This is a genomic window from Leuconostoc garlicum (genome assembly GCF_001998805.1).
In the GTDB taxonomy this organism is placed as follows: domain Bacteria; phylum Bacillota; class Bacilli; order Lactobacillales; family Lactobacillaceae; genus Leuconostoc; species Leuconostoc lactis.
The window spans coordinates 591850-612908 of the sequence record NZ_CP016329.1 but is presented as its reverse complement, the minus strand read 5'-3'; the positions used below and the strand labels follow the sequence as shown (position 1 = coordinate 612908).

General features: G+C 44.1%; 20 protein-coding genes and 1 tRNA gene. All 21 read right to left on the bottom strand.

The features are described from left to right. Positions 1–104 precede the first annotated feature (104 nt). Positions 105–785, bottom strand: a complete 681-nt coding sequence (locus A9176_RS03095; protein WP_077282108.1) for a DUF4811 domain-containing protein — start codon at positions 783–785, stop codon at positions 105–107. A gap of 1 nt (position 786) precedes the next feature. Further along, positions 787–2289, bottom strand: a complete 1503-nt coding sequence (locus A9176_RS03090; RefSeq protein ID WP_029509997.1) for an MDR family MFS transporter — start codon at positions 2287–2289, stop codon at positions 787–789. 126 nt (positions 2290–2415) lie between these two features. Then, positions 2416–3090, bottom strand: coding sequence for a type I pantothenate kinase (locus A9176_RS03085; RefSeq protein WP_077282107.1), 675 nt, complete (start codon positions 3088–3090; stop codon positions 2416–2418). Beyond that, positions 3087–5453 carry an RNA polymerase recycling motor HelD gene (helD, locus tag A9176_RS03080; RefSeq protein WP_077282106.1) on the bottom strand — a complete coding sequence of 789 codons (2367 nt, stop codon included), beginning with the start codon at positions 5451–5453 and terminating at the stop codon, positions 3087–3089. Before helD ends, A9176_RS03085 begins: the two co-directional genes overlap by 4 nt. Before the next feature lie 135 nt (positions 5454–5588). Continuing rightward, positions 5589–5660 (bottom strand) — tRNA-Glu (locus A9176_RS03075). Positions 5661–5784: 124 nt separating this feature from the next. After that, positions 5785–7032 carry an NADH-dependent flavin oxidoreductase gene (locus A9176_RS03070; protein ID WP_077282105.1) on the bottom strand — a complete coding sequence of 416 codons (1248 nt, stop codon included), beginning with the start codon at positions 7030–7032 and terminating at the stop codon, positions 5785–5787. A 25-nt stretch (positions 7033–7057) separates the two neighbouring features. Further along, positions 7058–7972 (bottom strand): hypothetical protein, encoded by a 915-nt coding sequence (locus A9176_RS03065; RefSeq protein WP_156765829.1) that lies wholly within the window; start codon positions 7970–7972, stop codon positions 7058–7060. Positions 7973–8120: 148 nt separating this feature from the next. Continuing rightward, positions 8121–8747 (bottom strand): LysM peptidoglycan-binding domain-containing protein, encoded by a 627-nt coding sequence (locus A9176_RS03060; protein ID WP_029510002.1) that lies wholly within the window; start codon positions 8745–8747, stop codon positions 8121–8123. 150 nt (positions 8748–8897) lie between these two features. Beyond that, positions 8898–10406, bottom strand: coding sequence for a bifunctional metallophosphatase/5'-nucleotidase (locus A9176_RS03055; RefSeq protein ID WP_077282104.1), 1509 nt, complete (start codon positions 10404–10406; stop codon positions 8898–8900). A 42-nt stretch (positions 10407–10448) separates the two neighbouring features. Next, entirely contained in the window at positions 10449–11258 is an 810-nt protein-coding gene (gene phnE, locus A9176_RS03050) for a phosphonate ABC transporter, permease protein PhnE (protein WP_029510004.1), read from the bottom strand. Positions 11259–11269: 11 nt separating this feature from the next. After that, the gene (phnE, locus tag A9176_RS03045; RefSeq protein WP_068851458.1) at positions 11270–12091 is read right to left on the bottom strand and encodes a phosphonate ABC transporter, permease protein PhnE; all 822 of its coding nucleotides are present in this window, start codon (positions 12089–12091) and stop codon (positions 11270–11272) included. Beyond that, entirely contained in the window at positions 12091–12837 is a 747-nt protein-coding gene (phnC, locus tag A9176_RS03040; protein ID WP_077282103.1) for a phosphonate ABC transporter ATP-binding protein, read from the bottom strand. Before phnC ends, phnE (A9176_RS03045) begins: the two co-directional genes overlap by 1 nt. A gap of 154 nt (positions 12838–12991) precedes the next feature. Further along, the gene (locus tag A9176_RS03035) at positions 12992–14038 is read right to left on the bottom strand and encodes a phosphate/phosphite/phosphonate ABC transporter substrate-binding protein (protein WP_029510007.1); all 1047 of its coding nucleotides are present in this window, start codon (positions 14036–14038) and stop codon (positions 12992–12994) included. Positions 14039–14369: 331 nt separating this feature from the next. Next, positions 14370–14810 (bottom strand): F0F1 ATP synthase subunit epsilon, encoded by a 441-nt coding sequence (locus tag A9176_RS03030; protein WP_077282102.1) that lies wholly within the window; start codon positions 14808–14810, stop codon positions 14370–14372. A gap of 14 nt (positions 14811–14824) precedes the next feature. Beyond that, positions 14825–16225 (bottom strand): F0F1 ATP synthase subunit beta, encoded by a 1401-nt coding sequence (gene atpD / locus A9176_RS03025; RefSeq protein WP_010001517.1) that lies wholly within the window; start codon positions 16223–16225, stop codon positions 14825–14827. Positions 16226–16330: 105 nt separating this feature from the next. Next, positions 16331–17239 (bottom strand): F0F1 ATP synthase subunit gamma, encoded by a 909-nt coding sequence (locus A9176_RS03020; RefSeq protein ID WP_010002737.1) that lies wholly within the window; start codon positions 17237–17239, stop codon positions 16331–16333. A gap of 15 nt (positions 17240–17254) precedes the next feature. Further along, positions 17255–18769, bottom strand: a complete 1515-nt coding sequence (atpA, locus tag A9176_RS03015; protein WP_048700452.1) for a F0F1 ATP synthase subunit alpha — start codon at positions 18767–18769, stop codon at positions 17255–17257. 12 nt (positions 18770–18781) lie between these two features. Continuing rightward, a complete protein-coding gene (atpH, locus tag A9176_RS03010; RefSeq protein ID WP_029510009.1) occupies positions 18782–19324 on the bottom strand; it encodes an ATP synthase F1 subunit delta in 543 nt (180 codons plus the stop codon). Positions 19325–19335: 11 nt separating this feature from the next. Continuing rightward, positions 19336–19845, bottom strand: a complete 510-nt coding sequence (atpF, locus tag A9176_RS03005) for a F0F1 ATP synthase subunit B (RefSeq protein WP_029510010.1) — start codon at positions 19843–19845, stop codon at positions 19336–19338. A gap of 26 nt (positions 19846–19871) precedes the next feature. Next, the gene (gene atpE / locus A9176_RS03000) at positions 19872–20099 is read right to left on the bottom strand and encodes a F0F1 ATP synthase subunit C (RefSeq protein WP_010001510.1); all 228 of its coding nucleotides are present in this window, start codon (positions 20097–20099) and stop codon (positions 19872–19874) included. 130 nt (positions 20100–20229) lie between these two features. Continuing rightward, positions 20230–20955: a F0F1 ATP synthase subunit A gene (gene atpB / locus A9176_RS02995; protein ID WP_077282101.1), complete on the bottom strand. Its 726-nt coding sequence runs from the start codon at positions 20953–20955 to the stop codon at positions 20230–20232. Positions 20956–21059 lie beyond the last annotated feature (104 nt).

Here is a 21059-nt window from a genome sequence, read left to right as displayed (position 1 = left end):
GCTGACTGTGACCCGTACCATATCGGTACACTAGCCCATTATTTTCATTATCATAGCATAAAAGCGACAACCTCTAAAGTCGAAGTTGTCGCTTTTATTTGTGCTTATTGTGTAATTTGCAACACTTGTTTAATCTGATCAACCTGTGCGCGGGCGGCCCGATCTGGGTCTATCTTAGCCAAAGCAGCTAATTCCGCTTGCTTGGCCGCAGCACCAGCTTGTTCTTCTGGTGTCTTAGGTGCCATCTTGGCAGCCAATGACTTCGCCTGATCAGGCGTCATCGCAATCCAAGTTGCCGGCACTTGATAAATCACATGCTTGTGCTTCAACTGGTGATTATTATCTGCCCAACCAAACAAGAACTTGTAAGTGTTGTTACGGTAGACATAACGCGTTGTTTGCACAATTTTATAAGCCTTATCACCAGCAACGGCGACACGCTGAGAGGTCGTCTTCAAATCCGGTTTTGCCAATGTCGTTTTCTTGGCGTCCGGTGAAGCCTTGTAAATATAAACATTTTCTTTACCCGCAGTCCCAACACTTTGATACAAAAGTACCCCAAATTGTTGTTGCGGTGAACCTGCTGAGTAAATTTCAGTTTTAGTCGTTGTCACCACTGTTTTCATACCAAAATGGCTATGCATGTTGGCAACAATCGCAACAACACTCAAAGTCAAACCGATAAACATGACGGTTACCGTCACATAACGTGTCACAGTTGACTTAATCGTCATATTTGCCCAAAAGGCTAGAACAGCAAATACTGCCAGAATAATGATAATCATCTTATGCTGCCTCCTTTGCCGGTGTATTGACCTTACCACTGTGTAGGAAGAACGCAATTAAGATAGCCACAATCGCAAAGCCTGCAGCTAGGAAGAATGAGGCGTGGAAACCAGTTAGCGTAGCATCCAAGGCTTTCTTACCAAACAACAATGGGTCTGCGCCCTTCATAGTGGCTGCTGGCATGTGATTTTGTGTGACCGATTGCATCACTGAAGCCAACACCGCTGTTCCCAAAGAAGACGCCACTTGACGCATGGTATTGTTTGCAGCTGTCCCTTGGGCAGCTGTTTGTGGTGACAAGGCACCCATCGCTGACGCCGTTAATGGCATCATGGTCATGGCAATACCAAACATACGCAATGTATAGAGCGCTGTGATGTAAAGTGTTGGGGTATCAGCAGTTAAATAAACCAATGGTACTGTCCCAATAATTAGGATCGTAAAGCCGGTAATCGCTAAACGCTTGGCGCCATGTTTATCGTAAAATGCCCCAGCAATTGGTGACACAATACCCATCATCAAGGCACCTGGTAACAAGATCAAACCAGAGTGAAGTGGCGTTAAGCCACGGATGTTTTGCATGTAAATTGGCAAAACCATTTCCACACCGATCATGGCCATCATGGCAAGTGATACCAAGATTGTTGTAATCGTAAACTGTTTTGATTTAAAGACGGACATATCCAAAAACGGCTTGTCCATTTTTGATTGATGCCAGATAAATTCGATCACGGTCAAAAAGCCAATGATTAATGGCACAATGACTTGCGCACTACCCCAACCATTTGAGGCAACCATCGCAAAGCCATACAAAACCAACCCAAAACCAAAGGTTGATTCAATTAATGAGCGCACGTTCAACGTCACCTTTTGCGTTGGTAAGACATCATGGAAAATGAAGCATGACGCAATCATAACTACAATGACCACGGGTAGTACCACACCAAAGATAGAACGCCAAGAACTCACTAATGTGACGCCCAATAACGTATGATCCTCTTCAAGAATCCAACCAGATAACGTTGGTCCGATGGCTGGTGCCATACCGATAACCAAGCCACCAAGTCCCATGGCTTTACCACGTGATTCTGCATCAAATAATGATAGCGACACCACCTGCATTAAAGGCATCAAGATACCAACCGCCATGGCTTGCAAGACACGGGCCACCATCAACAGCCAAAAAGCATTAGTTGGCGTCACAAAAGCCACCAAGGTCCCGATAGTAAATAGTCCCAAAGACGAGAGGTACAAAGCCTTCGTTGGAACGCGTGTTGTCAAGTAAGCTGAAACTGGCACCATAATACCGTTTGCCATCAAGAAAATGGTTGTTAACCATTGGACGGTTGAGGCATTCACGTTAAAAGCGGTCATTAACGCAGGTAACGCAGTCCCTAACGCTGTTTGCATCAGCATCACTGAGAACACGCCGACAAGCAAGACCATCATCATCGCCATACGATTGACGGGTTTTCCATGCACGTCGAGAATTTTTTCACTCATATATAACTCCTTTTTTGATCATTATCACATTAATTAGCGTTTTCTAAACGAACGATCCATTTGATCATGTAGAATATCTTACCGCTAACTAAAAAAATTGTCAACAAAGTTGACAATTAATTACAATCATTTTATTGTTATACGGCGAATCTGATGTTCCGAATCCAGACTGACAACAGCATCAGCCTGTTGTTGTGTGGGTAAAATATAGCGATCCAGATTGACTTGATTCGTTTCATCCCAGGTGGTCATCGCTAATTCAGATAATTCAGCAACCGGCATTTGGGCAAATTGATACCGCCATGAGGTCGGATCGTCTTGCGCTTGCGCCGTCATGGCCAATGTTCGCGACAAATACCAAGATTTAATATCCGATAATGATGCATCGAGATAAATTTTAAAATCAAGTGCCGCCAATTGCAGCGCGACAACACCTTCAATAATTAAAATATCTGGACGCGAAATCGTTTGCTGAGCTTGGGCATCAATATCTGCAATATCTTGGCGATAAAGCGGTATTGTAACGGTTGATTGACCAGCTTTAAAAGCCGCAATCATCTGTGCCATTTTGTCCAACCCATACGTTTGCGGGAAGCCCTTTTGATCAAACAAGCCTTGCGCCATGAGCGTCGCGTTAGACATCAAAAAATCATCCGTGCTAACAACAGCGACGTTAACGGCTAATGCCTCAGCCAAATTGGCCGCAAACGTACTTTTCCCAACCGCCACCGATCCGGTAATCCCCACTGTCATGAAGTCACCCTGATAGCGTTGTTGAATCGCTTGCACTAACGTGTTCATGCCTTAACCTCATAGAGGTCTGCCGGCACATCATCCAACAAAACCGTGGCCTGGTCTTGCGCTAGCATCGTCAATTCGTGCATCGCACGGCTCGCTACTGTATATAACAGACGGCGTTCTGAATCATCCCCATAACGGGTATTATCCGCATGCCAAATCACCACTGAATCAAATTCCAATCCTTTAGCTAAGTAAGACGGCACAATAATGGCCCCTTGTGCCAGTCGCTGATTTTCAGACTGAATCAACGTCACCGAACGATCACCCAATTGACGCGCCAAGTTTTGGGCATCTTCCAGTGTTTTGGTGATAATGGCCGTCGATGTTTTCTGCTCAGCATCTACTGCTAACCGTTGACGGAGTTGCGCCAGCATCGCCTCCTCATCAGGTAACACGTACAATTCTGGCTTATTTCCTGCACGGTTAAAGGCATCAATATCCTCACCACCTCGCAAAATGTGCTTGGTAAAGTCAGTAATTTGCTGGGTTGACCGATACGTTTGGGTCAATTTAACCGTTTCAACGCGATCTGAATCAAATAAAGTCGCAAAGTCTTGTTGCAACGTTGTGGCATTATCTTTGGTAAAGATCGCTTGATTCAAATCACCTAGCACCGTGAATTTTGCGCGTGGGAAGCTAAACTTCAAAAAGGCCAGTTGGAAAGGCGTGTAATCTTGTATTTCATCAATAAATAAGAAGCGAATATCACGTTCCCCATTTTTTCCGGTAATCAAATCATAAAGATACAGGTAAATGGTCGTGTCAATTAATGATAATTGCTTATTTTTTAGGGCATCGATCACGCTGTCAACATGGGCTGTCCAGTCCGCCATGGATACCCCAAATTTTGACAAGTCAATATACTCATGAGCATGACGTAAGAAATCAACAAATTGCGCATTGATATTCAAAAAGTTACCCCGTCGAATTTGACGTGCTAATGGCTTTAAGGCACGCGTTACAATTTGTCGTGACAAGAATTGGCGTTCCGCTTTTTCACTCGCAAACTCGCGTTCTTTAGGGCCTTCACCCAGCTGTGCTAAGCGTGTTTTTGCAGCCGCATCTTGCTCTTGATCATCGCCCATCCGGACACGGCCGGCACCAACTAATTCGTCATATTCTTGCTTAGAGAGGTTTTCAATTTCAAGTTCAACCCAGTCTTTGCGCATTTCCGTCCCAATTCGCGCACTTAATAGCCGCATGAGACTATCACGTGTTGCTTCTAACCGTTGACCCAACTTATAGTTGTCGTTATATTGGTAATAAATTTCGGCAATCCGTTCTTTCGTTACCAATGGTTCACCGCGGAACATAATATTACGAATACGCATATCGGCACGGTTCAAATGTTCAGCATACGCAGTAACTGCGTCAAACATTGCCAAACTCCCCTTCGCTAAGTTAATTGCAGCAGAGGTGTGATCGTATTCAAAGCGTTCTTGCAGGGTTTCCACCGCAATCTTTGGTAAACGGCGTGACGCATACTGATAAAATGTCATCTGGACCATATTTTGTTCACCAAGTTCTGGCAAAACATTATCAATATAGTCATTAAACAATTGGTTTGGACTAAATAACACCACTTGCCCAGATGTCAACTTACCGCGGTAGCGGTACAACAAATAAGCAACGCGCTGCAAGACAGCCGCCGTTTTCCCCGATCCGGCAGCACCTTGGACAAATAACAAGTCGGCAGCCGTGTTACGAATGATTTTATTTTGTTCTTTTTGAATCGTTGTCACGATGGACTTCATTTTAGTTGATGATTCACCTGATAAGGCATTCATCAACATCGCATCCCCAATCGCTTCCTCTGTGTCAAAGAGTGTGACAATCACACCATCTTCAATCTGGAATTGTCGTTTCAACGTCACGTTTGCTTGTTGGGTACCATCTGGTGTCAGATAAGAGACGTCACCAATGCCGCCATCATAGTAAATCGACGCCACTGGCGCACGCCAATCATACACTAAAAACTTATGGTCTTCATCACTAAATGACCCAAGACCAATATAAATCGTTTCGGCTTCGCCAGAATCACTTGCTGACTCGCTAAAATCAATCCGCGCAAAGTACGGCCGTTCAATTTGCTTCGTCAACGTGGCAAAACGTTGTTCTGCCCGCGTCTTAGAATTTTCTCGTTCGGAAAGCATTTGTTGCTGTTGCCGAATTGAGGCGGCTGTCTCGACAATCCCAGAATAAGTGTCCGTCTTGAGGCGAACATCCCCCCAATTCTGGGCAACGCTGTTAATGTTTTTATTTGTCCGTTTAATTTCAGCCTCAGTGGTCTGCAATGCTTTGTTCATTGCTGTTAGCGTTTTGTTCAAGTATTTTGTTTCATCAGTTTTAATTTCGTTGGCCAAAATCCGTCTCGCTCTCTTCAAATTCAGTGCTTTAATTATACGCTTTATCCAGCCAGAACACAAAAAAGCACCAACCAACAATTGGTCAGTGCTTTTGGACACATAAAAAGCCGCAACCGAAGTTGCGACTTGATATAGCTCGTGAGAGAATCGAACTCTCGATTCCGCCGTGAAAGGGCAGCGTCTTAGCCACTTGACCAACGAGCCATGGTCAGTGATGTTTGATCTGTATCAAACAACTATATTAGTATAGCAAGAAATCAAAACGCCGTCAACACTTTTTATCAAAAAATGTCATCAATTTTTACAAATTAATTGCCCTCACATTGGTTTATTCAGATTGTGACGCTTTTGGCTTCATCGTTAAGAGTTGGGTTGGCTCAACTGGCCGTGGCGCATTCACAACGTTCTGCTTATAGTATTGCCATGGAACTTTGGGATCAAACTCCGGATCGGTTGTAATGGGCAAACCATTTCTAAAGCGTGTCAGTAACCACTTTTCTAATGGCTTTGGCACTCCTAACAACTCAAAATCAGCTGGTGAAACCGCATACCGAATGGCTTGTATATCATGTTGCGCCACCTTTTGTACCCAGTTTGGTTCTACAATCAATTCACGGCCTAAGGCGGCAAACGTCACCACTTCATCCATCAAACGTTCGACTTGTTCTGGTTGCTTCAATAGCCCAGCCACCATGATCGGAAAGTCTGCTGGTAATGCTTGCTTGTAGTGTGAAATAATCATGGCCGTATCTGTTTTATCTTTAAACGGTGTTTGAAACGCATCTTTCAATGATAAATGTAAATAGTCCACCGGCACTGCTGCAATTTTTTGAGCAAATGCTAACGAATCAGCTAGCGTAATCCCTGGTGTCATCGGTTCTTCCGGCGATTGTCGGTACCCTAACAAAAACGGCCGATCAGCATATTTATCAATCGTTTGTGCCACTTTAGCCGTCACGGCTAAGCCAAAACGCTCACGTTTTTCTAACGAGCCACCCCAAATATCATCCCGTCGGTTACTATCTGGTGAAAAAAACTGTTGCATCAAATATAAGTTCGCCCCATGCAACTCGACGCCATCAAAACCTGCTAAGATAGCACGCCGTGTGGCCTGTGCAAAATCATCAATCGTTTGCACAATTTCATCATGCGTTAATGCCCGTGGTGTTTCGTGATCACCTTTTGGATAAGGCTGCGCTGAAGCCGAAACAGGGGTTTCGCCACGTAAAATCGCACTTGTCGATTGGCGACCAGCAGAAAAAATTTGTAAAATGGCCTTCGCACCACCAGATTGAATCGCACTTGCTAAGCGGCGCAAACCAGGAATATTGTCATCATGCGCCGCTGAAAGGCCGCCCTCCCAACCACGGCCTAATTCGTTCACATAAGCCACTTCGGTCACAATCATCCCCGGCCCTTGTGCACGTAATTGATAAAAATGCAATTCATTATCTGATACACTACCATCTTCTAGTGACGAGCGTAATGTCGTTGGCGCCATCACCACGCGGTTACGCACCGTCATCGCTTTATTTTTAAAGGTATAGTTGTCTAAAAAATCATAATTTATTTGCATAAGTCTATTATACAAGAAAAAGCAATTATCGTACGGCATTGGTGACGAGAATTGCTTTTTCGAAATGGTCAAAATCATGGTACAGTAACTTTTCATAACTGAGCCATTGGTCTGCTGGTTGGATAAAATAAACCAACTCAATTAATTTACTGTACAGCATTTTGGCTGTAGCGGTCTGATCTTGTAAAATAGCTTGGATCACAGCGACAATTTTTTTAATGAATTGAGCATGCCAAGCCAATGCATCAGTTGAAACGGTCGTAATTTGTGTCACAAGTTGCATACTTGTGGTCATATCTTGCTGTTGCAGGGCTGCCATCAACATTTTGTATTGCATTTCAACTAAAAAATTCGTCAAATACGGTGCTACGTCATGACTGTCTGCCAGTCGCTGCGTTAGTGCCGCTTGGGCTTTAGGAAAATTCATTTGTAGTTGGTCATAAGTTAAATGTGGTATCACCACTAAAAAAAGCGCGAGTTCAGTTGCTGTACGGTACGTTGAGGCACACAAAATACCGGTTATTAATGGTAACAACGGCTGAATTTGTGCCCGTTCTTCGTCATAATCAACGGTTTGCTGTATTTGACGTAACACCTGCACCAATGGTGCATAATCATGCACTTGGGTCGCGACTTGTGCAGCTATTTGTAATTGTTCTGATCGTGACAAACCTTGCTGTGTCTGCTTTTTGCCTATTGTTTGGCAAGCTTCTTCTTGTAAGACACGGGCATACATCAAAAAATCAGTCAAATTAACGTGTAACACATTGAGGATAGATAACAACCGCGTCATCCCCAAATCACCCGCGCCGTTAAGATAAGCATAAAAACGACTACGTGAAATATTGGCTTCTGTCAAAATACGCTTAACCGGCACCCGTTTTTCATGCACAAAAAACTTTAATGCCTGATTATAGTATTGGCTCTCTAACATTGTCATCGTTCCCCTCCCCAAAGGCCCTCTTACGTTGATACAAGTATACCGACTTGCTCAAAAGGTGTCAAACAAGTTTAGCCAAAATGGCAACAAAAAAAGATCACCGTAATGATCTTTTAATGTATAAAGTCGGGCGTATTCACGCTAAATTTTAATACCAACCAGTTGCTTGTGAGTGTGCCCAAGCGTTTTCGGCTGTACCATAACGTGCTGCAATATAAGCCTTCATGGCGTTCAATTGGTCGTTATAGTCAGCTGAGTTACCACCGTAAACGGCACGTGCTTGTGCTGACAATTGACCGATACCATAGTATTGACCGTTACGTGCATGCACGTTACCACCAGATTCACGCGCAATCAAAGCGTTCAAAGCCGCTGAAGATGATACTTGTGGTGCAGCTTGGCGAACAGGCGCTGCAGCTGGTGCTTGTTGTACTGGCGCTTGTTGTACCGGTGCGGCAACAGGTGCTGCTGGTGCTTGAGCAACTGGTGCTTGTGCTGGGGCAGCAGTTGCTTGTGACGCAGCTGCTTCAGCAAAAGTCAAATGTTGACCAACAAAGATCAAGTTCACATCAGTGATGTTGTTCTTAGCAGCGATATCTTCAACTGTTGTGTTGTATTCACTTGACAACTTGTTCAATGTGTCGCCAGCCTTAACAACATAGTCTGTTGGGCGGTTTTGTGAATCTGTCGTGTCGGCGCTAGCATGTGATGCACCGAAAGCAAATGCGCTGGCTACACCAGCAGCAACTGTTAATGTCTTTTTAAAACTAAGCATGAAATATATACCTCTTATTGGATTGATTTAAGTTTTTCTTACGATATGTTACGTAGAGTATTCTATGCTTTAAATATAATAAGCAAACATCGAGATGATGTCAGTTATATTACGCACTGTTATTTACTAAACTTTAACAATCCAATTTGTTCAATATTTCAGGTTGAAGGCGAGTTTTGGGGCGGTTGGGAGCTGCTGATGCGTTTTAAAATAGGCCGTTAGCAATTCTTGTACGGACCGATCATCACTAAAAACAGTTGGTGCCTGTTGATAAGCCGCATAATTGCCACCACCAACAGCGCGATAACTATTCATGGCAACGGTTAAGGTATCCTCGTCCTGGACTGCTTGTCCGTTAAAACACATGGCAGTCACCCGTTGCCCAACTGGTTGCGTGACATCAAACGTGTATTGCAATCCATACACCAAATCATAGTTATAGTGTTCAACTTTAGGCTGAAGCCAAGCTGGATTGATCGCCAACTGGCCGTTTCCTTCTAATATAAAGTAGTCTGCGGTATGTTCTAAACTAGCCCGCAACGCACGACCCGTGACCCGCTTAGTGACTAAGGTGTTATCAAAGGGATAGTTTTGCAAAATTTGTCGTAACGTGACGTTGGCCGGTAAACTCATCGGATTGTTGTTTAAACTCACCAGTGTCACATCAGCTTGCGAAGCAGCGAGTTGCACGGCAGCAAGCCATTGCAAAATAGGATGACCAAATTGCGCTAATTCCAAAGGCGTCGCCGATGGTACTGGCGCATTTAATGTCGCAACCGGTTGGTCCAGCCACGCCTCAACTTGTTGTTGTAACGGCGCGAGAGCTGTAACGATGTCTGGGCGGGCGATGTCACCAACTGGTTTCGTTTCAGCAGCAAACTCCCATTGGTCTTGATGCTTTTGACCTGTTACCACTGCAAATTTTTTCGCTTGATTGGGTAGTTGTAGCGTTAACACCCCATTGATCACTTGCGGTTGCACGTCACCATGTTGGTGCGCGGTGAGTAAGATGTCTAAATCAAGCGCTTGCGTTAATGCCCACGCCATATTTTCTGTCGTGTCACTCAGTAATTGACCAGTGGCCAAATCGCGTTCATACCCCCCGTGATAAAGCCCAATCACCACATCAGCATGTGCCCGCAAGTAAGCAACGGTTTGTTGGGCTTGGTACAATGGTGCGGTAATTTTAATGCCATTTAAATGGGCTGGTTGTTCCCAAATATTGATATAATCCGTAACTAAGCCCATTAACCCAATCCGTGTCCCATCCCCTAGCGTTTTAATTTGTGCAGGGTACAGAGTGTGGCCGTTCAAATCCGTCACATTTTCGGCAATCACCGTCGCATCCAGACGCGCTAAATGTTGCTGGAGGGCATCATAACCAAAATTAAAATCATGATTCCCTAGCGTCACATAATCGTAACCCGCCAGATTCATGGCCGTCGTCACGGCATCTTGTGCCGGCTGTTGTTGTAAATATTGCAACATTGGTGAGCCTTGAAACATATCGCCGCCATCAATAATAAGCGTTTGGGCATCTTTTTGAAAATGAGTGGCCGCATTGGCTAAGCCTAACGGCTGCGCACCTGCTTGTATGTAGTCCGTTGGAAGTAAATAGCCATGGACGTCAGATGTATAATACAGTTTAAATTGTTTCATTGTCTCCTCCTAAAAAAAGACGACCTTGGTCGTCTAGGTGTCCTAGCCCCGTAAAATTTTTTGTCGTAATTTGTCCGACAAAATTTCCACAACAAAGACCAAAATGAAGAGTCCGATTAAAATAGCGCCCACTTGATGCCAATGATACGCACTCAAGGCAAAAATCATTGGCGCTCCAATACCACCAGCGCCGACAAGCCCTAAAATAGTCGCTTCCCGTAAATTCATATCAAACCGATACACTAAAATTGAAATAAAATCTGGCCCCAATTGTGGTAAGACGCCATAACGAATTTTCTGGAAAAAAGTTGACCCAAACGCATCCAACGATTCTAAAATACCAGGATCCAAATCTTCAATTGTTTCAATAAATAATTTCGAAATCATTCCAATTGAAACCACCGCCAATGTCATGACCCCCGCAAATGGCCCAGGCCCCGTGACACGAATAAACATCAAACCATAAACTAATGACGGAATGGTCCGAATGGCCATAATGATAAAACGGGTCACAATCACAACTGGTCGCGGCACAATATTCGTCGCTGATACAAATGATAGCGGCACCGCAATCACTGCCCCAACCAAAGTGCCAAGAAACGCAATAGCAATCGTTTGCAAAATTAAGTAGGCCACCCCACTGTCACCTAAGCCAAACAGCAATTGTGTATCTGGTGTGACAAGCCCCGTTAAAATGCTTTGACCAATGTCAAAACCTTTAGCGGTAATATCTGCCCCCTTTAATGCCGGTGACGATAACCCAACCAAAACAAGCAATACCAGCGCAATCAGGGTATATTGACGGCCACGGCGTGGTGCTTGATTGAGAACTGACGTTAATTTTTGATTCATCTGCTCTCTCCTTAACTCAAATAACGACGTAATTGTTGACTAACCATCTCAATCACAATCACAGCGACAAAGATTGCTAGCAAAATCATGCCCACACTTTGAAATTCCCGCCAGCCAATTTTTTCGTTCAAAATCATGCCAATACCACCAGCGCCAACATAGCCTAAAATAGCGGCATAACGCACATTACCTTCAAACGCAAATAACGACGTTGATAAATAAGTCGGTAAAATTTGTGGCAAGATGGTGGTCACAAACGCCCGCGGTGCACTGGCACCAGTAGCGATTAACGCTTCATAGGCCCCCATATTCACCGTTTCAATATATTCAAATAATTGTTTCCCGACAAATGAGAAACTAAAAAGGAAAATCGCCACGGTGCCGGCAAAGGTGCCCAACCCGAAAATATAAGTCGCAATCAAAGCGGCCACCAATGTCGGAATCGTTCGCACAACGGTTAAAATAAAGCGCACCACTAAATTGACTAGTCGATGATTCATCACGTTGTGCGCCGCTAAAATGGCAAACGGCAAAGCCAACGCTGCCCCAAAAAACGAGCCAAAAAATGACATTTGAATCGTGACCAACAACGGTGGCCACACTTGTGAAAAATAGGCCAAATTAGGCGGCCACATGCTCGCCAGAATTTGCCAAAAACCGACAAAATTGGTCACTAAGGTGACCAAACTAAACCCAGTTACCCACACCGAGATACTAATACCAATTAGCAATAACACGATAATGAGTGGCAATCGCGTAAATTTTTGTGAGACCACTTTACCATTAGCTAACTGATAGCTTTCGGCTTCAAATAATTTATCATACCAGCCCATTACTGTCCCTCATCTTTACTGTAGATTAAGTCCAGGGTGGCTTGATTGATGCCGCTAGCTGGGCCATCATAAACAATTCGCCCCGCACGAATTCCGATAATACGCTGCGTATATTCTAAGGCTAAGTCAACGTGATGAATGTTAATCAGCACCGTTTGGCCTAATTCTTGGTTGATCCGCTTAAAGTCATCCATGACTTCGTGCGCCGTCACCGGATCTAACGCTGCCACGGGTTCATCAGCCAAGAGGACGCTTGGGTTTTGCGTTAATGTCCGCGCTAATGACACCCGTTGTTGTTGACCACCAGACAATTGATCAGTCCGCACGAATGCTTTATCTAACATTGACATTCGATCTAGTGCCTCTAAGGCGCGAATCTTTTCTGTTTTGGAAAATACCCCAAACAACACGCGCCAAAATGGCATATCCGGCACCAACGAACTCATCACATTTTTGAGGACTGAGATACGTGGCACGAGATTATACGATTGGAAAATCATGCCTACTTTGCGCCGGTATTGTCGCAAGGCTTGGCCTTTCAAAGTCGAAATTTCAATCCCATCAACTGTGAGTTGGCCTTCGGTAATATTATTCAAGCGATTGATTGTCCGAATCAGCGTCGACTTCCCTGCCCCCGACATCCCAATAATGCCAATAAACTCACCGTCTTGAATTTCTAAATTAATATCTTGTAGCCCCTTAACCCCATTGGGATAGGTTTTTGAGACATGTTCAAATTTGATCATTTTTGCCGTCCTCATTTTCTGTGCCGTGCGCCAGTCTTGCTGTTCTAAAGCAAGAAAAGCGGCGCAAAATTGCGCTGCTTTTCTATGATAGCCACTCACTGTTCTAACACTTTGACTGATGACGCTGTTATCAGCGCCGCTTTATCTTGTGTGTTTACTTTTGTGTTGATTTCAGCAACTTTTGGGCAGCGCGTTCGCCATCATAGTTTGATGACTTCGCTGGCACATAACCTTCATGTGAGTAGATGGCAATCACTTTTTTACCTTCAGGCGTTTTAGCTAAATTAATGAAAGCTTGTGACAAAGCCTTTTGAAATGCCGGTGTCATAATCTTTGACTTCTTTGAAACAGAAATTGTATCGTTATAAATGTTTTGTGACACACCGATGACGTTTGTCTCGGCCCAGATTGATTTTGGTTGTTGGTAATCTGTTGTCCACATTTTCGCAAAGTCACTACGGGCATCGGCATAAGCTGGCAAAATATCAATTTGACCAGCAGCCAAACGTGCCATACCTGAGCCGTATGAATCAACTGTCACGGTATTTTTCAAATCCGCAACCGTTTTACCATAGCGCTTATCCAACCAGAGTGATGGATAAATGTAACCTGCTGATGACGTCGTTGATGACAAGCCCCACTTGGCTGAATTCAAATCATCCCAGGTCAACTTTTCACCAGCATTGACTTTTTTGGCCAACTCTTGGCCCTTAGCTGATGGCCCAGCAATCAAAATTGATCGGTACGTTGACACTTGCTTATCTGTCTTCTCGGTTGGCTTGCCATCATTCCACTTAGCTGCATCAGCAGAATCCTTGTTCAGACCAGCGCGTGTTGCAGTCAACAACGCTTGCGCACCATCTTGGTACATGACATAAGTTCCCCCAGGAATGAAGCCGACATCAGCCGTTCCTGAAGTCAAGGCTTCCCCAGCTGCTTCGTAACTTGTCCCAACTTTGATATCAACGTTTTTAACGTCATAACCTTCTTTTTTCAATTGCTCAATCAGCAAACCTTTTAACGGCTTGGTCATGGTAATGATTTGATCTGGTTGCTTTGATGGCACAAAGTAAACCTTGAGGTCTTGAATCGTCTTTTCTGACGTTGACTTTGACCCTGTATGTGTGAAACCAAAATAGGCTGCAATTGCAATTATCACAACAACAGCGATCCCTGCGAGCGTTTTCGCATTCTTACTCATGGTATTTCTCTCCTTATACCCATCGTGCAATTTGTGTCTCAAATATGACTGTCTTCAGCATACAGAAGCTGTGTCAAAAAACACGGCCTAGTTGCGTAAAGATGGTGTATATTTGCGTTCTTTACAATATAGCAGAAAAACATGGCAGTAATTCTGATTTCAAATTATAATCTTCTCATTTTAAAATGAAACATCCGGAACGTCATGAACATTAAACCAAAATATAGCACTCAATCCGAACGTTTGTATTTTGAACAACGTCTAACATTTAAAAAGACACAAAAAAACCGAACATTACTGTTCGGTTTTTCATGCTTTATCTTACAACACATTACTTGCCTTGCTTGACCGCCGCCACATGGATACGGTTAACGGCACGCATTAAGGCAACCCGTGCTCGTGCCAATTCGGCATCATTTTTATCATCTTGGGCATGCGCAATACGTGCTTCCGCACGTTCTTTGGCATTCTGCGCCCGAGACACATCAATGGTGTCAGAAGTTTCAGCACTGTCAGCAACAACTGTTAACAGGTCATTTGAAAATTCCGCAATACCACCATTCACCGCTAAAAATTCACGTTGATCGCCTTTTTTGATGATTAATTCATCAATGGTTAGCGCAGCGAGTAACGGCACATGCTTTTTCATGACACCAATTTGGCCGCCTTGTGTATTCACAATGGCCAAATCTACGTTTGGTTCATTATATACTTCACCAACAGGGGTCACAATTTGGACTGTAATGCCTGTTGCGGTCTTTTCATCTGCCATCTCTCAATACCCCCTTATTGGGCCATTGTCTTGGCTTTTTCAACAACTTGTTCAATCACACCAACGTTACGGAAAGCATCTTCTGGCAAGTCATCATACTTACCGGCCAAGATTTCCTTAAATGAACGCACTGTTTCTGAAACAGGGACATATTCACCCTTAATACCGGTGAATGTTTCCGCAACTGAGAATGGTTGTGACAAGAAGAATTGGATACGACGTGCACGGTTAACCGTTGTCTTTTCTTCGTCTGACAATTCATCCATTCCCAAAATTGAAATAATGTCTTGCAATTCACGATAGCGTTGCAAAGTCCGTTGTACTTCTGTCGCTACTTCATAGTGTTCTTGACCAACAACTTGTGGGTCAAGCGCTGAAGAAGTTGACGCCAATGGATCCACGGCTGGATAAATACCTTGTTGTGTTAGGGAACGTTCCAAGTTCGTTGTGGCATCCAAGTGCGCAAATGTTGTAGCTGGTGCCGGATCCGTATAATCATCGGCAGGCACATAAACGGCTTGAATAGATGTGACAGAACCCTTCTTGGTTGACGTGATTCGTTCTTGCAATTGACCCATTTCTGTGGCCAACGTTGGCTGATAACCAACGGCTGAAGGAATACGACCAAGCAAGGCTGACACTTCAGAACCGGCTTGCGTAAAGCGGAAAATGTTATCGATAAACAACAACACATCCTTACCTTCGTTATCACGGAAGCTTTCTGCCATTGTCAAACCAGTCAACGCAACACGCATACGCGCACCTGGTGGTTCGTTCATTTGACCATAAACCATGGCTGTTTGGCTCAAAACACCTGATTCAGCCATTTCATGATACATATCGTTACCTTCACGTGTGCGTTCACCGACACCCGTAAAGACAGAAATACCATTGTGACCTTGTGCAATATTATGAATCAATTCTTGAATTAGCACCGTCTTACCAACACCGGCACCACCGAACAACCCAATTTTTCCACCACGGATATAAGGCGCTAACAAATCAATCACCTTAATCCCGGTTTCCAAAATTTCTGTTGAACTTGCCAATTCATCATACTTAGGTGCAGCACGATGGATTGAATGACGTGGTGTATCAGGCGCCACCGGACCATTATTGTCCACTGGTTCACCCAAAACATTGAACACACGACCCAATGTCGCATCCCCAACTGGCACTTGAATTGCAGCGCCAGTGTCTGTTACTGACATACCGCGTTGGAGGCCATCAGTTGAGTCCATCGCAATGGTACGAACCACACCGTCGCCCAGTGCCAATGATACTTCAACTGTCAAAGTTTGACCATTGCCCTTATCGATTTTGAGCGCGTTATTGATTTCAGGGATGACATCTCCTGGTTCAAACGCAACATCGACGACCGGACCAATCACTTGTACGACTTTTCCAGTACTCATTGTCGTTTTCCTTTCAATTTAGCATATGACATCTTTAAATTTGTGCCACACATCACTGCAAACACGCAGCGTTTAATTTGATTAATGGTTACAGTTGGTCGCACCTTACTCAAGCGCTGCCATACCACCTGTAATTTCTGTAATTTCTGTCGTAATTGCTGCCTGACGCGCACGGTTAAACTGCAACTCCAAACCACTGATAAGATCTTTGGCGTTATCAGTAGCACTCTTCATCGCTGTCGATGAAGCTGCATGTTCAGCCGTCTTCGCATCCAGAACAGCCTCATACACGAGACTCTGTGCAAATTGCGGTAACACTACGTTTAAGACAGCCGTCGTATCTGGTTCGATTTCATACGCACTTTGAACGTCTAACTCTGCTTTCGCAGCATCTGTGCCACCCATCGCATCCAACGTATCACCGGTCAAAGGTAAGAGCTGGACATCACGATATTCACTCGTCAAACGGTTTACAAAGTGATTGTACACGACATGCAAAGCATCAAACACTTCTGTTTCATACAAGCTTGTCACCGTTCTAACGACCGAACGAATTTCATTAAATGATGGGATATCAGACACACCACGATGCTCTAAGATCACGTTGAAGCCACGCTTTTTATAGAAATCAGCCCCATTACCACCAACTGCCAAAATCACCGTGTTGTTTTGGTCCAAACCTAAACGCGCCAACAAGGCGTTGGTTTGTTTAATGATATTAGCGTTATAAGAACCCACCAATCCACGATCAGAGGTTACCACAAGAATCCCAGTCTTCTTAATTGGACGTTGTGCAATGAGTGGAATGTGCTTAGCATCAGCATTACGAAACAAGTTCGCTGATACTAAATGTTCGACAACCGCCTCTAACCGTGCAGCGTAGGCTTGATAGCCCGCACTGTAACGTTGAATTTGGTTGAGTTTAGCTGTTGAGACCATTTGCATGGCACTCGTAATTTGCCGCGTCTTTTTTGTGGATGAGATACGACGCTGAATATCTTGCAAAGAAGCCATTGCAGCGTCCTCCTATTATTCTGCTGCTGAACCAGCAAAACCAGCCTTAAAGGCTTCAATTGCTGAATTCATAACAGCTTCATCTGGCAAGTCCTTTGTTGCAACAATTGTCTTAAAGATATCGTCTGCATTGGCTGAGACATAAGCAATCAATTCATCTTGGAAACGTTGAATATCTGCAATTGCCACGTCATCCAAATAACCATGTGTCAAAGCATACAACACCAACACTTGTTGTTCAACCGGCATTGGATGGTGCAATGGTTGCTTCAAAACTTCAACCGTCCGACGACCACGCGCCAACTTAGCTTGGGTTGCCGCATCCAAATCAGAACCGAACTGCGCAAAGCTTTCAAGTTCTCGGAATGATGCCAAGTCCAAACGCAATGTGCCGGCAACCTTCTTCATCGCCTTAATTTGCGCATCACCACCAACACGTGACACAGAAGTTCCCGCATCAATGGCTGGTCGTACACCAGCATAGAATTGTTCAGCATCCAAGAAAATTTGACCATCCGTGATTGAAATCACGTTAGTTGGAATATAAGCAGAAACATCGCCAGCTTGTGTTTCAATGATTGGCAAGGCTGTCATTGAACCACCACCCAGTTCATCTGACAACTTGGCTGCACGTTCGAGCAAACGTGAGTGCAAATAGAAGACATCACCTGGATAGGCTTCACGACCTGGTGGCCGACGTAGAATCAATGACAGTTCACGGTAAGCCGTGGCTTGCTTTGATAGATCATCATACACAATCAACACGTTCTTGCCGTTATACATGAATTCTTCACCCATTGCTGCACCAACATAAGGGGCCAAATACAGCATTGGTGCTGGTTCTGAAGGACCAGCATTCACGACAATGGTATAATCCATCGCACCAAGTTGACGTAATGTTTCAACTTGTGTACGCACCGTTGAATCTTTTTGTCCGATCGCCACATAAATCACGATCATGTCTTGATCTTTTTGATTCAAAATTGTATCCATGGCCAAAGACGTCTTACCTGTCTTACGGTCACCGATAATCAATTCACGTTGGCCTCGACCAATTGGTACAAGGGCATCAATTGCTTTAATCCCTGTCTGTAATGGTTCAGAGACAGACTTACGTTCCATGACACCTGGTGCTTTAACTTCAACCGGACGTGTCTTATCTGTCTTGATTTCACCCATACCATCAATGGGTTGTCCCAACGCGTTCACAACACGCCCAATTAATTGTTCGCCGACCGGTACTTCCATGATGCGGCCAGTACGCTTAACTGTATCACCTTCGCGAATATCGTCATAATCACCAAGAATGATGATCCCGACTTCACTTGATTCGAGGTTTTGGGCCATACCGAACGTGCCATTAGCAAATTCGAGCAATTCACCAGCCATAACATTGGCCAAGCCAGTTGCACGGGCCACACCGTCACCAATATAAGTAACAGTTCCCACTTCTTCTACAGTTAGCGTTGTGTCGAACTTTTCGAGCTGTTGCTTAATTAAAGCAGAAATTTCTTCAGCTTGAATCGCCATTATTCTTCCTCACTAACCTAATAATTGTGCCTTCATTTTGGCAATTTTTGTTTGTAGACTACCATCAATCAAGGTTGACTGTGACTTCAAAATCACCCCACCAAGAATTGTTGTATCCACAACATTTGTCAGATTAACCTGCTTTGCGCCAGTTTTAGCGGCAAAGACATTGGCTAATTTTGATAAACGCGCGTCGTCCAATGCCACAGCTGTTGTTGCTGTCACATCCACGATGCCGTTGGCCTCGTTATAATACTGATTAAACGCATCAACCACTAAGGGCAATACGTTAAGACGTTGATTACGTGCTAATAGTTTCACCAAATTTTGCACGGGTTCAACTGCGCCTTGTGTCAACGTCTGTAACAAATTATCACGGACCTGTGCGTCAACATCATTCGATGTTGCAGCTTGAATAAAATCTGGGCTGTCTGCAAGCACGGCCTTAATCGCACGTAAATCTGCTAGTGTTTCATCAACTATTTGATGGTCACTAGACAAGTCAAAAATTGCTTTAGCGTATTGGTTAGCGACATCTTTAAGATTTTTTGCCATCCCAATACTCCTTATTTAGTTTCTAAATCTGAAATGTAAGCATCAATTAATGCTTGTTGATCATCTAACGAGAGTTCCTTTTGCATCAGCTTTGAAGCAATCGCTACTGAGAGCGCTGCTACATCGTCTTTTGCGTTAGAAATCGCGTCTTCCTTGAGCTTCTCAGCATCTGTTTGCGCTTGCTGATTAATTAAAGTTGCACGTTCAGAAGCAGCAGCAAGTAATGCTTCACTTTGCTTTTGTGCGCTAGCTTTGGCGTCAGCGACAACCTTGGTTGCCTGTTGACGCGTATCAGCTAATTCACTTTGCCGTTGTGCAGCTAATTTTTCGGCTTCTTGACGTGCTTTTTCCGCACTATCAATGTCCGACGAAATTTTCGCAGCACGTTCGTCAAGTACTTTAGTCAACGGCCCGTAAGCCACCTTCTTCAAAATAACCATCAGCACGAGGAATGAAATGATAATAAACAGCATATTACCGAGTGGCAATTGATGTGCTGCTAAGGTTGTTAAACCAAACATGATTTTCCTCCACTCATTCTATATGATTACTTACTCATCAACATAAAGGCGAAGACAATTGACAAAATTGGCATAACTTCGACCAACGCAACACCCAAGAACATACGAGACAACAAACGGCTTTCAAGTTCTGGTTGACGACTCATACCTGCTAAGAATTGTGAAATCAAAACACCGTTTCCAATACCACCACCAATAGCGGCTCCAGCGGCTGCAATACCCGCTGCGATTACACCAAGATTGTGCAAATCCATGAGATTACTCCTTATTCATATCGTGTCGACAGCAGACAATATCCGTCATGTGCCAACAGCAGTCTATTTTTATTAGATGAAACGCTCCCGCGTGTTGTTCGGTAAGAGCAGCGACTCTTACCGTGTACATTTATTCGTTACCTGACAACTGTGCGATAAATACGCCAGTCAAGATTACAAATACGTAGGCCTGTATTCCACCGATAAAGAGTGAAAAGCCTTGCCAGACCATTTCAATCGGCAATGCCAACACTGTCCAGAACCCATTAAAGTGTCCCGGCCAAGCGAGGCTTTTAGCCACGAGTGTCAATAACATTTCACCAGCGAAAATGTTACCAAACAAACGCAGTGATAACGTTAAGAAGTTAGCCAATTGTTCAATGACATTAAGGGGTAGCATCCAAGCATAAGGGGTCAACAACATATTTTTAAGGTAACCCTTAAAACCAAGTTGTTGGACACCCATACCGTGGGCTACCATCAATGTCATCACGGCTAACGTCATCGTCACGATCGGGTCCGCAGTCGGGGACTTAACATAAGTCACCCCATTTGCACCCTGCAATTGCAGCAGCATACCCATTTCGTTTGCCACAATGATGAAGAAAAACAACGTAAATGCGTACAAACCAAATTGGCGTGCCTGTTTCTGTGGCAATTGACCATCCACGATGTTGTTCGTAAAATCAAGTAAGTATTCAATCAAATTCTGTCGCTTACCTGGTCGTATCGACAACTGTCGTGTGAGCACAATTGATACAATCACAACGATTGCCATAGCCAGCAACGTTGAAATTATCGTACCCCAGTCAAACGTGAGGCCAAGAAACTCAAACGGTGCCGTAGGGTCATCCATGCGCCTTCTCCTTTCTCAATAAATTTGGCGAAATGGTCGTAAACGGCTATTCGTCATAACATATAAATCTATAATACGCTTTTCAAAATGAAATACAACCGTTT

Excerpts from the sequence above, each read along its gene's own strand:
- A9176_RS03065 (WP_156765829.1), bottom strand. The coding sequence starts at position 7,972 with ATGACAATGTTAGAGAGCCAATACTATAATCAGGCATTAAAGTTTTTT.
- atpD (WP_010001517.1), bottom strand. The coding sequence starts at position 16,225 with ATGAGTACTGGAAAAGTCGTACAAGTGATTGGTCCGGTCGTCGATGTT.
- A9176_RS03055 (WP_077282104.1), bottom strand. The coding sequence starts at position 10,406 with ATGAAACAATTTAAACTGTATTATACATCTGACGTCCATGGCTATTTA.
- phnE (WP_029510004.1), bottom strand. The coding sequence starts at position 11,258 with ATGAATCAAAAATTAACGTCAGTTCTCAATCAAGCACCACGCCGTGGC.
- A9176_RS03090 (WP_029509997.1), bottom strand. The coding sequence starts at position 2,289 with ATGAGTGAAAAAATTCTCGACGTGCATGGAAAACCCGTCAATCGTATG.
- A9176_RS03095 (WP_077282108.1), bottom strand. The coding sequence starts at position 785 with ATGATTATCATTATTCTGGCAGTATTTGCTGTTCTAGCCTTTTGGGCA.
- atpA (WP_048700452.1), bottom strand. The coding sequence starts at position 18,769 with ATGGCGATTCAAGCTGAAGAAATTTCTGCTTTAATTAAGCAACAGCTC.
- A9176_RS03070 (WP_077282105.1), bottom strand. The coding sequence starts at position 7,032 with ATGCAAATAAATTATGATTTTTTAGACAACTATACCTTTAAAAATAAA.
- atpF (WP_029510010.1), bottom strand. The coding sequence starts at position 19,845 with ATGTTTGGTTTAACAACCTTAGCAGCACATCAATTGCCACTCGGTAAT.
- A9176_RS03060 (WP_029510002.1), bottom strand. The coding sequence starts at position 8,747 with ATGCTTAGTTTTAAAAAGACATTAACAGTTGCTGCTGGTGTAGCCAGC.
- atpB (WP_077282101.1), bottom strand. The coding sequence starts at position 20,955 with ATGGATGACCCTACGGCACCGTTTGAGTTTCTTGGCCTCACGTTTGAC.
- atpH (WP_029510009.1), bottom strand. The coding sequence starts at position 19,324 with ATGGCAAAAAATCTTAAAGATGTCGCTAACCAATACGCTAAAGCAATT.
- atpE (WP_010001510.1), bottom strand. The coding sequence starts at position 20,099 with ATGGATTTGCACAATCTTGGTGTAATCGCAGCGGGTATTGCAGCCGCT.
- A9176_RS03030 (WP_077282102.1), bottom strand. The coding sequence starts at position 14,810 with ATGGCAGATGAAAAGACCGCAACAGGCATTACAGTCCAAATTGTGACC.
- phnC (WP_077282103.1), bottom strand. The coding sequence starts at position 12,837 with ATGATCAAATTTGAACATGTCTCAAAAACCTATCCCAATGGGGTTAAG.
- A9176_RS03085 (WP_077282107.1), bottom strand. The coding sequence starts at position 3,090 with ATGAACACGTTAGTGCAAGCGATTCAACAACGCTATCAGGGTGACTTC.
- A9176_RS03020 (WP_010002737.1), bottom strand. The coding sequence starts at position 17,239 with ATGGCTTCTTTGCAAGATATTCAGCGTCGTATCTCATCCACAAAAAAG.
- A9176_RS03035 (WP_029510007.1), bottom strand. The coding sequence starts at position 14,038 with ATGAGTAAGAATGCGAAAACGCTCGCAGGGATCGCTGTTGTTGTGATA.
- phnE (WP_068851458.1), bottom strand. The coding sequence starts at position 12,091 with ATGGGCTGGTATGATAAATTATTTGAAGCCGAAAGCTATCAGTTAGCT.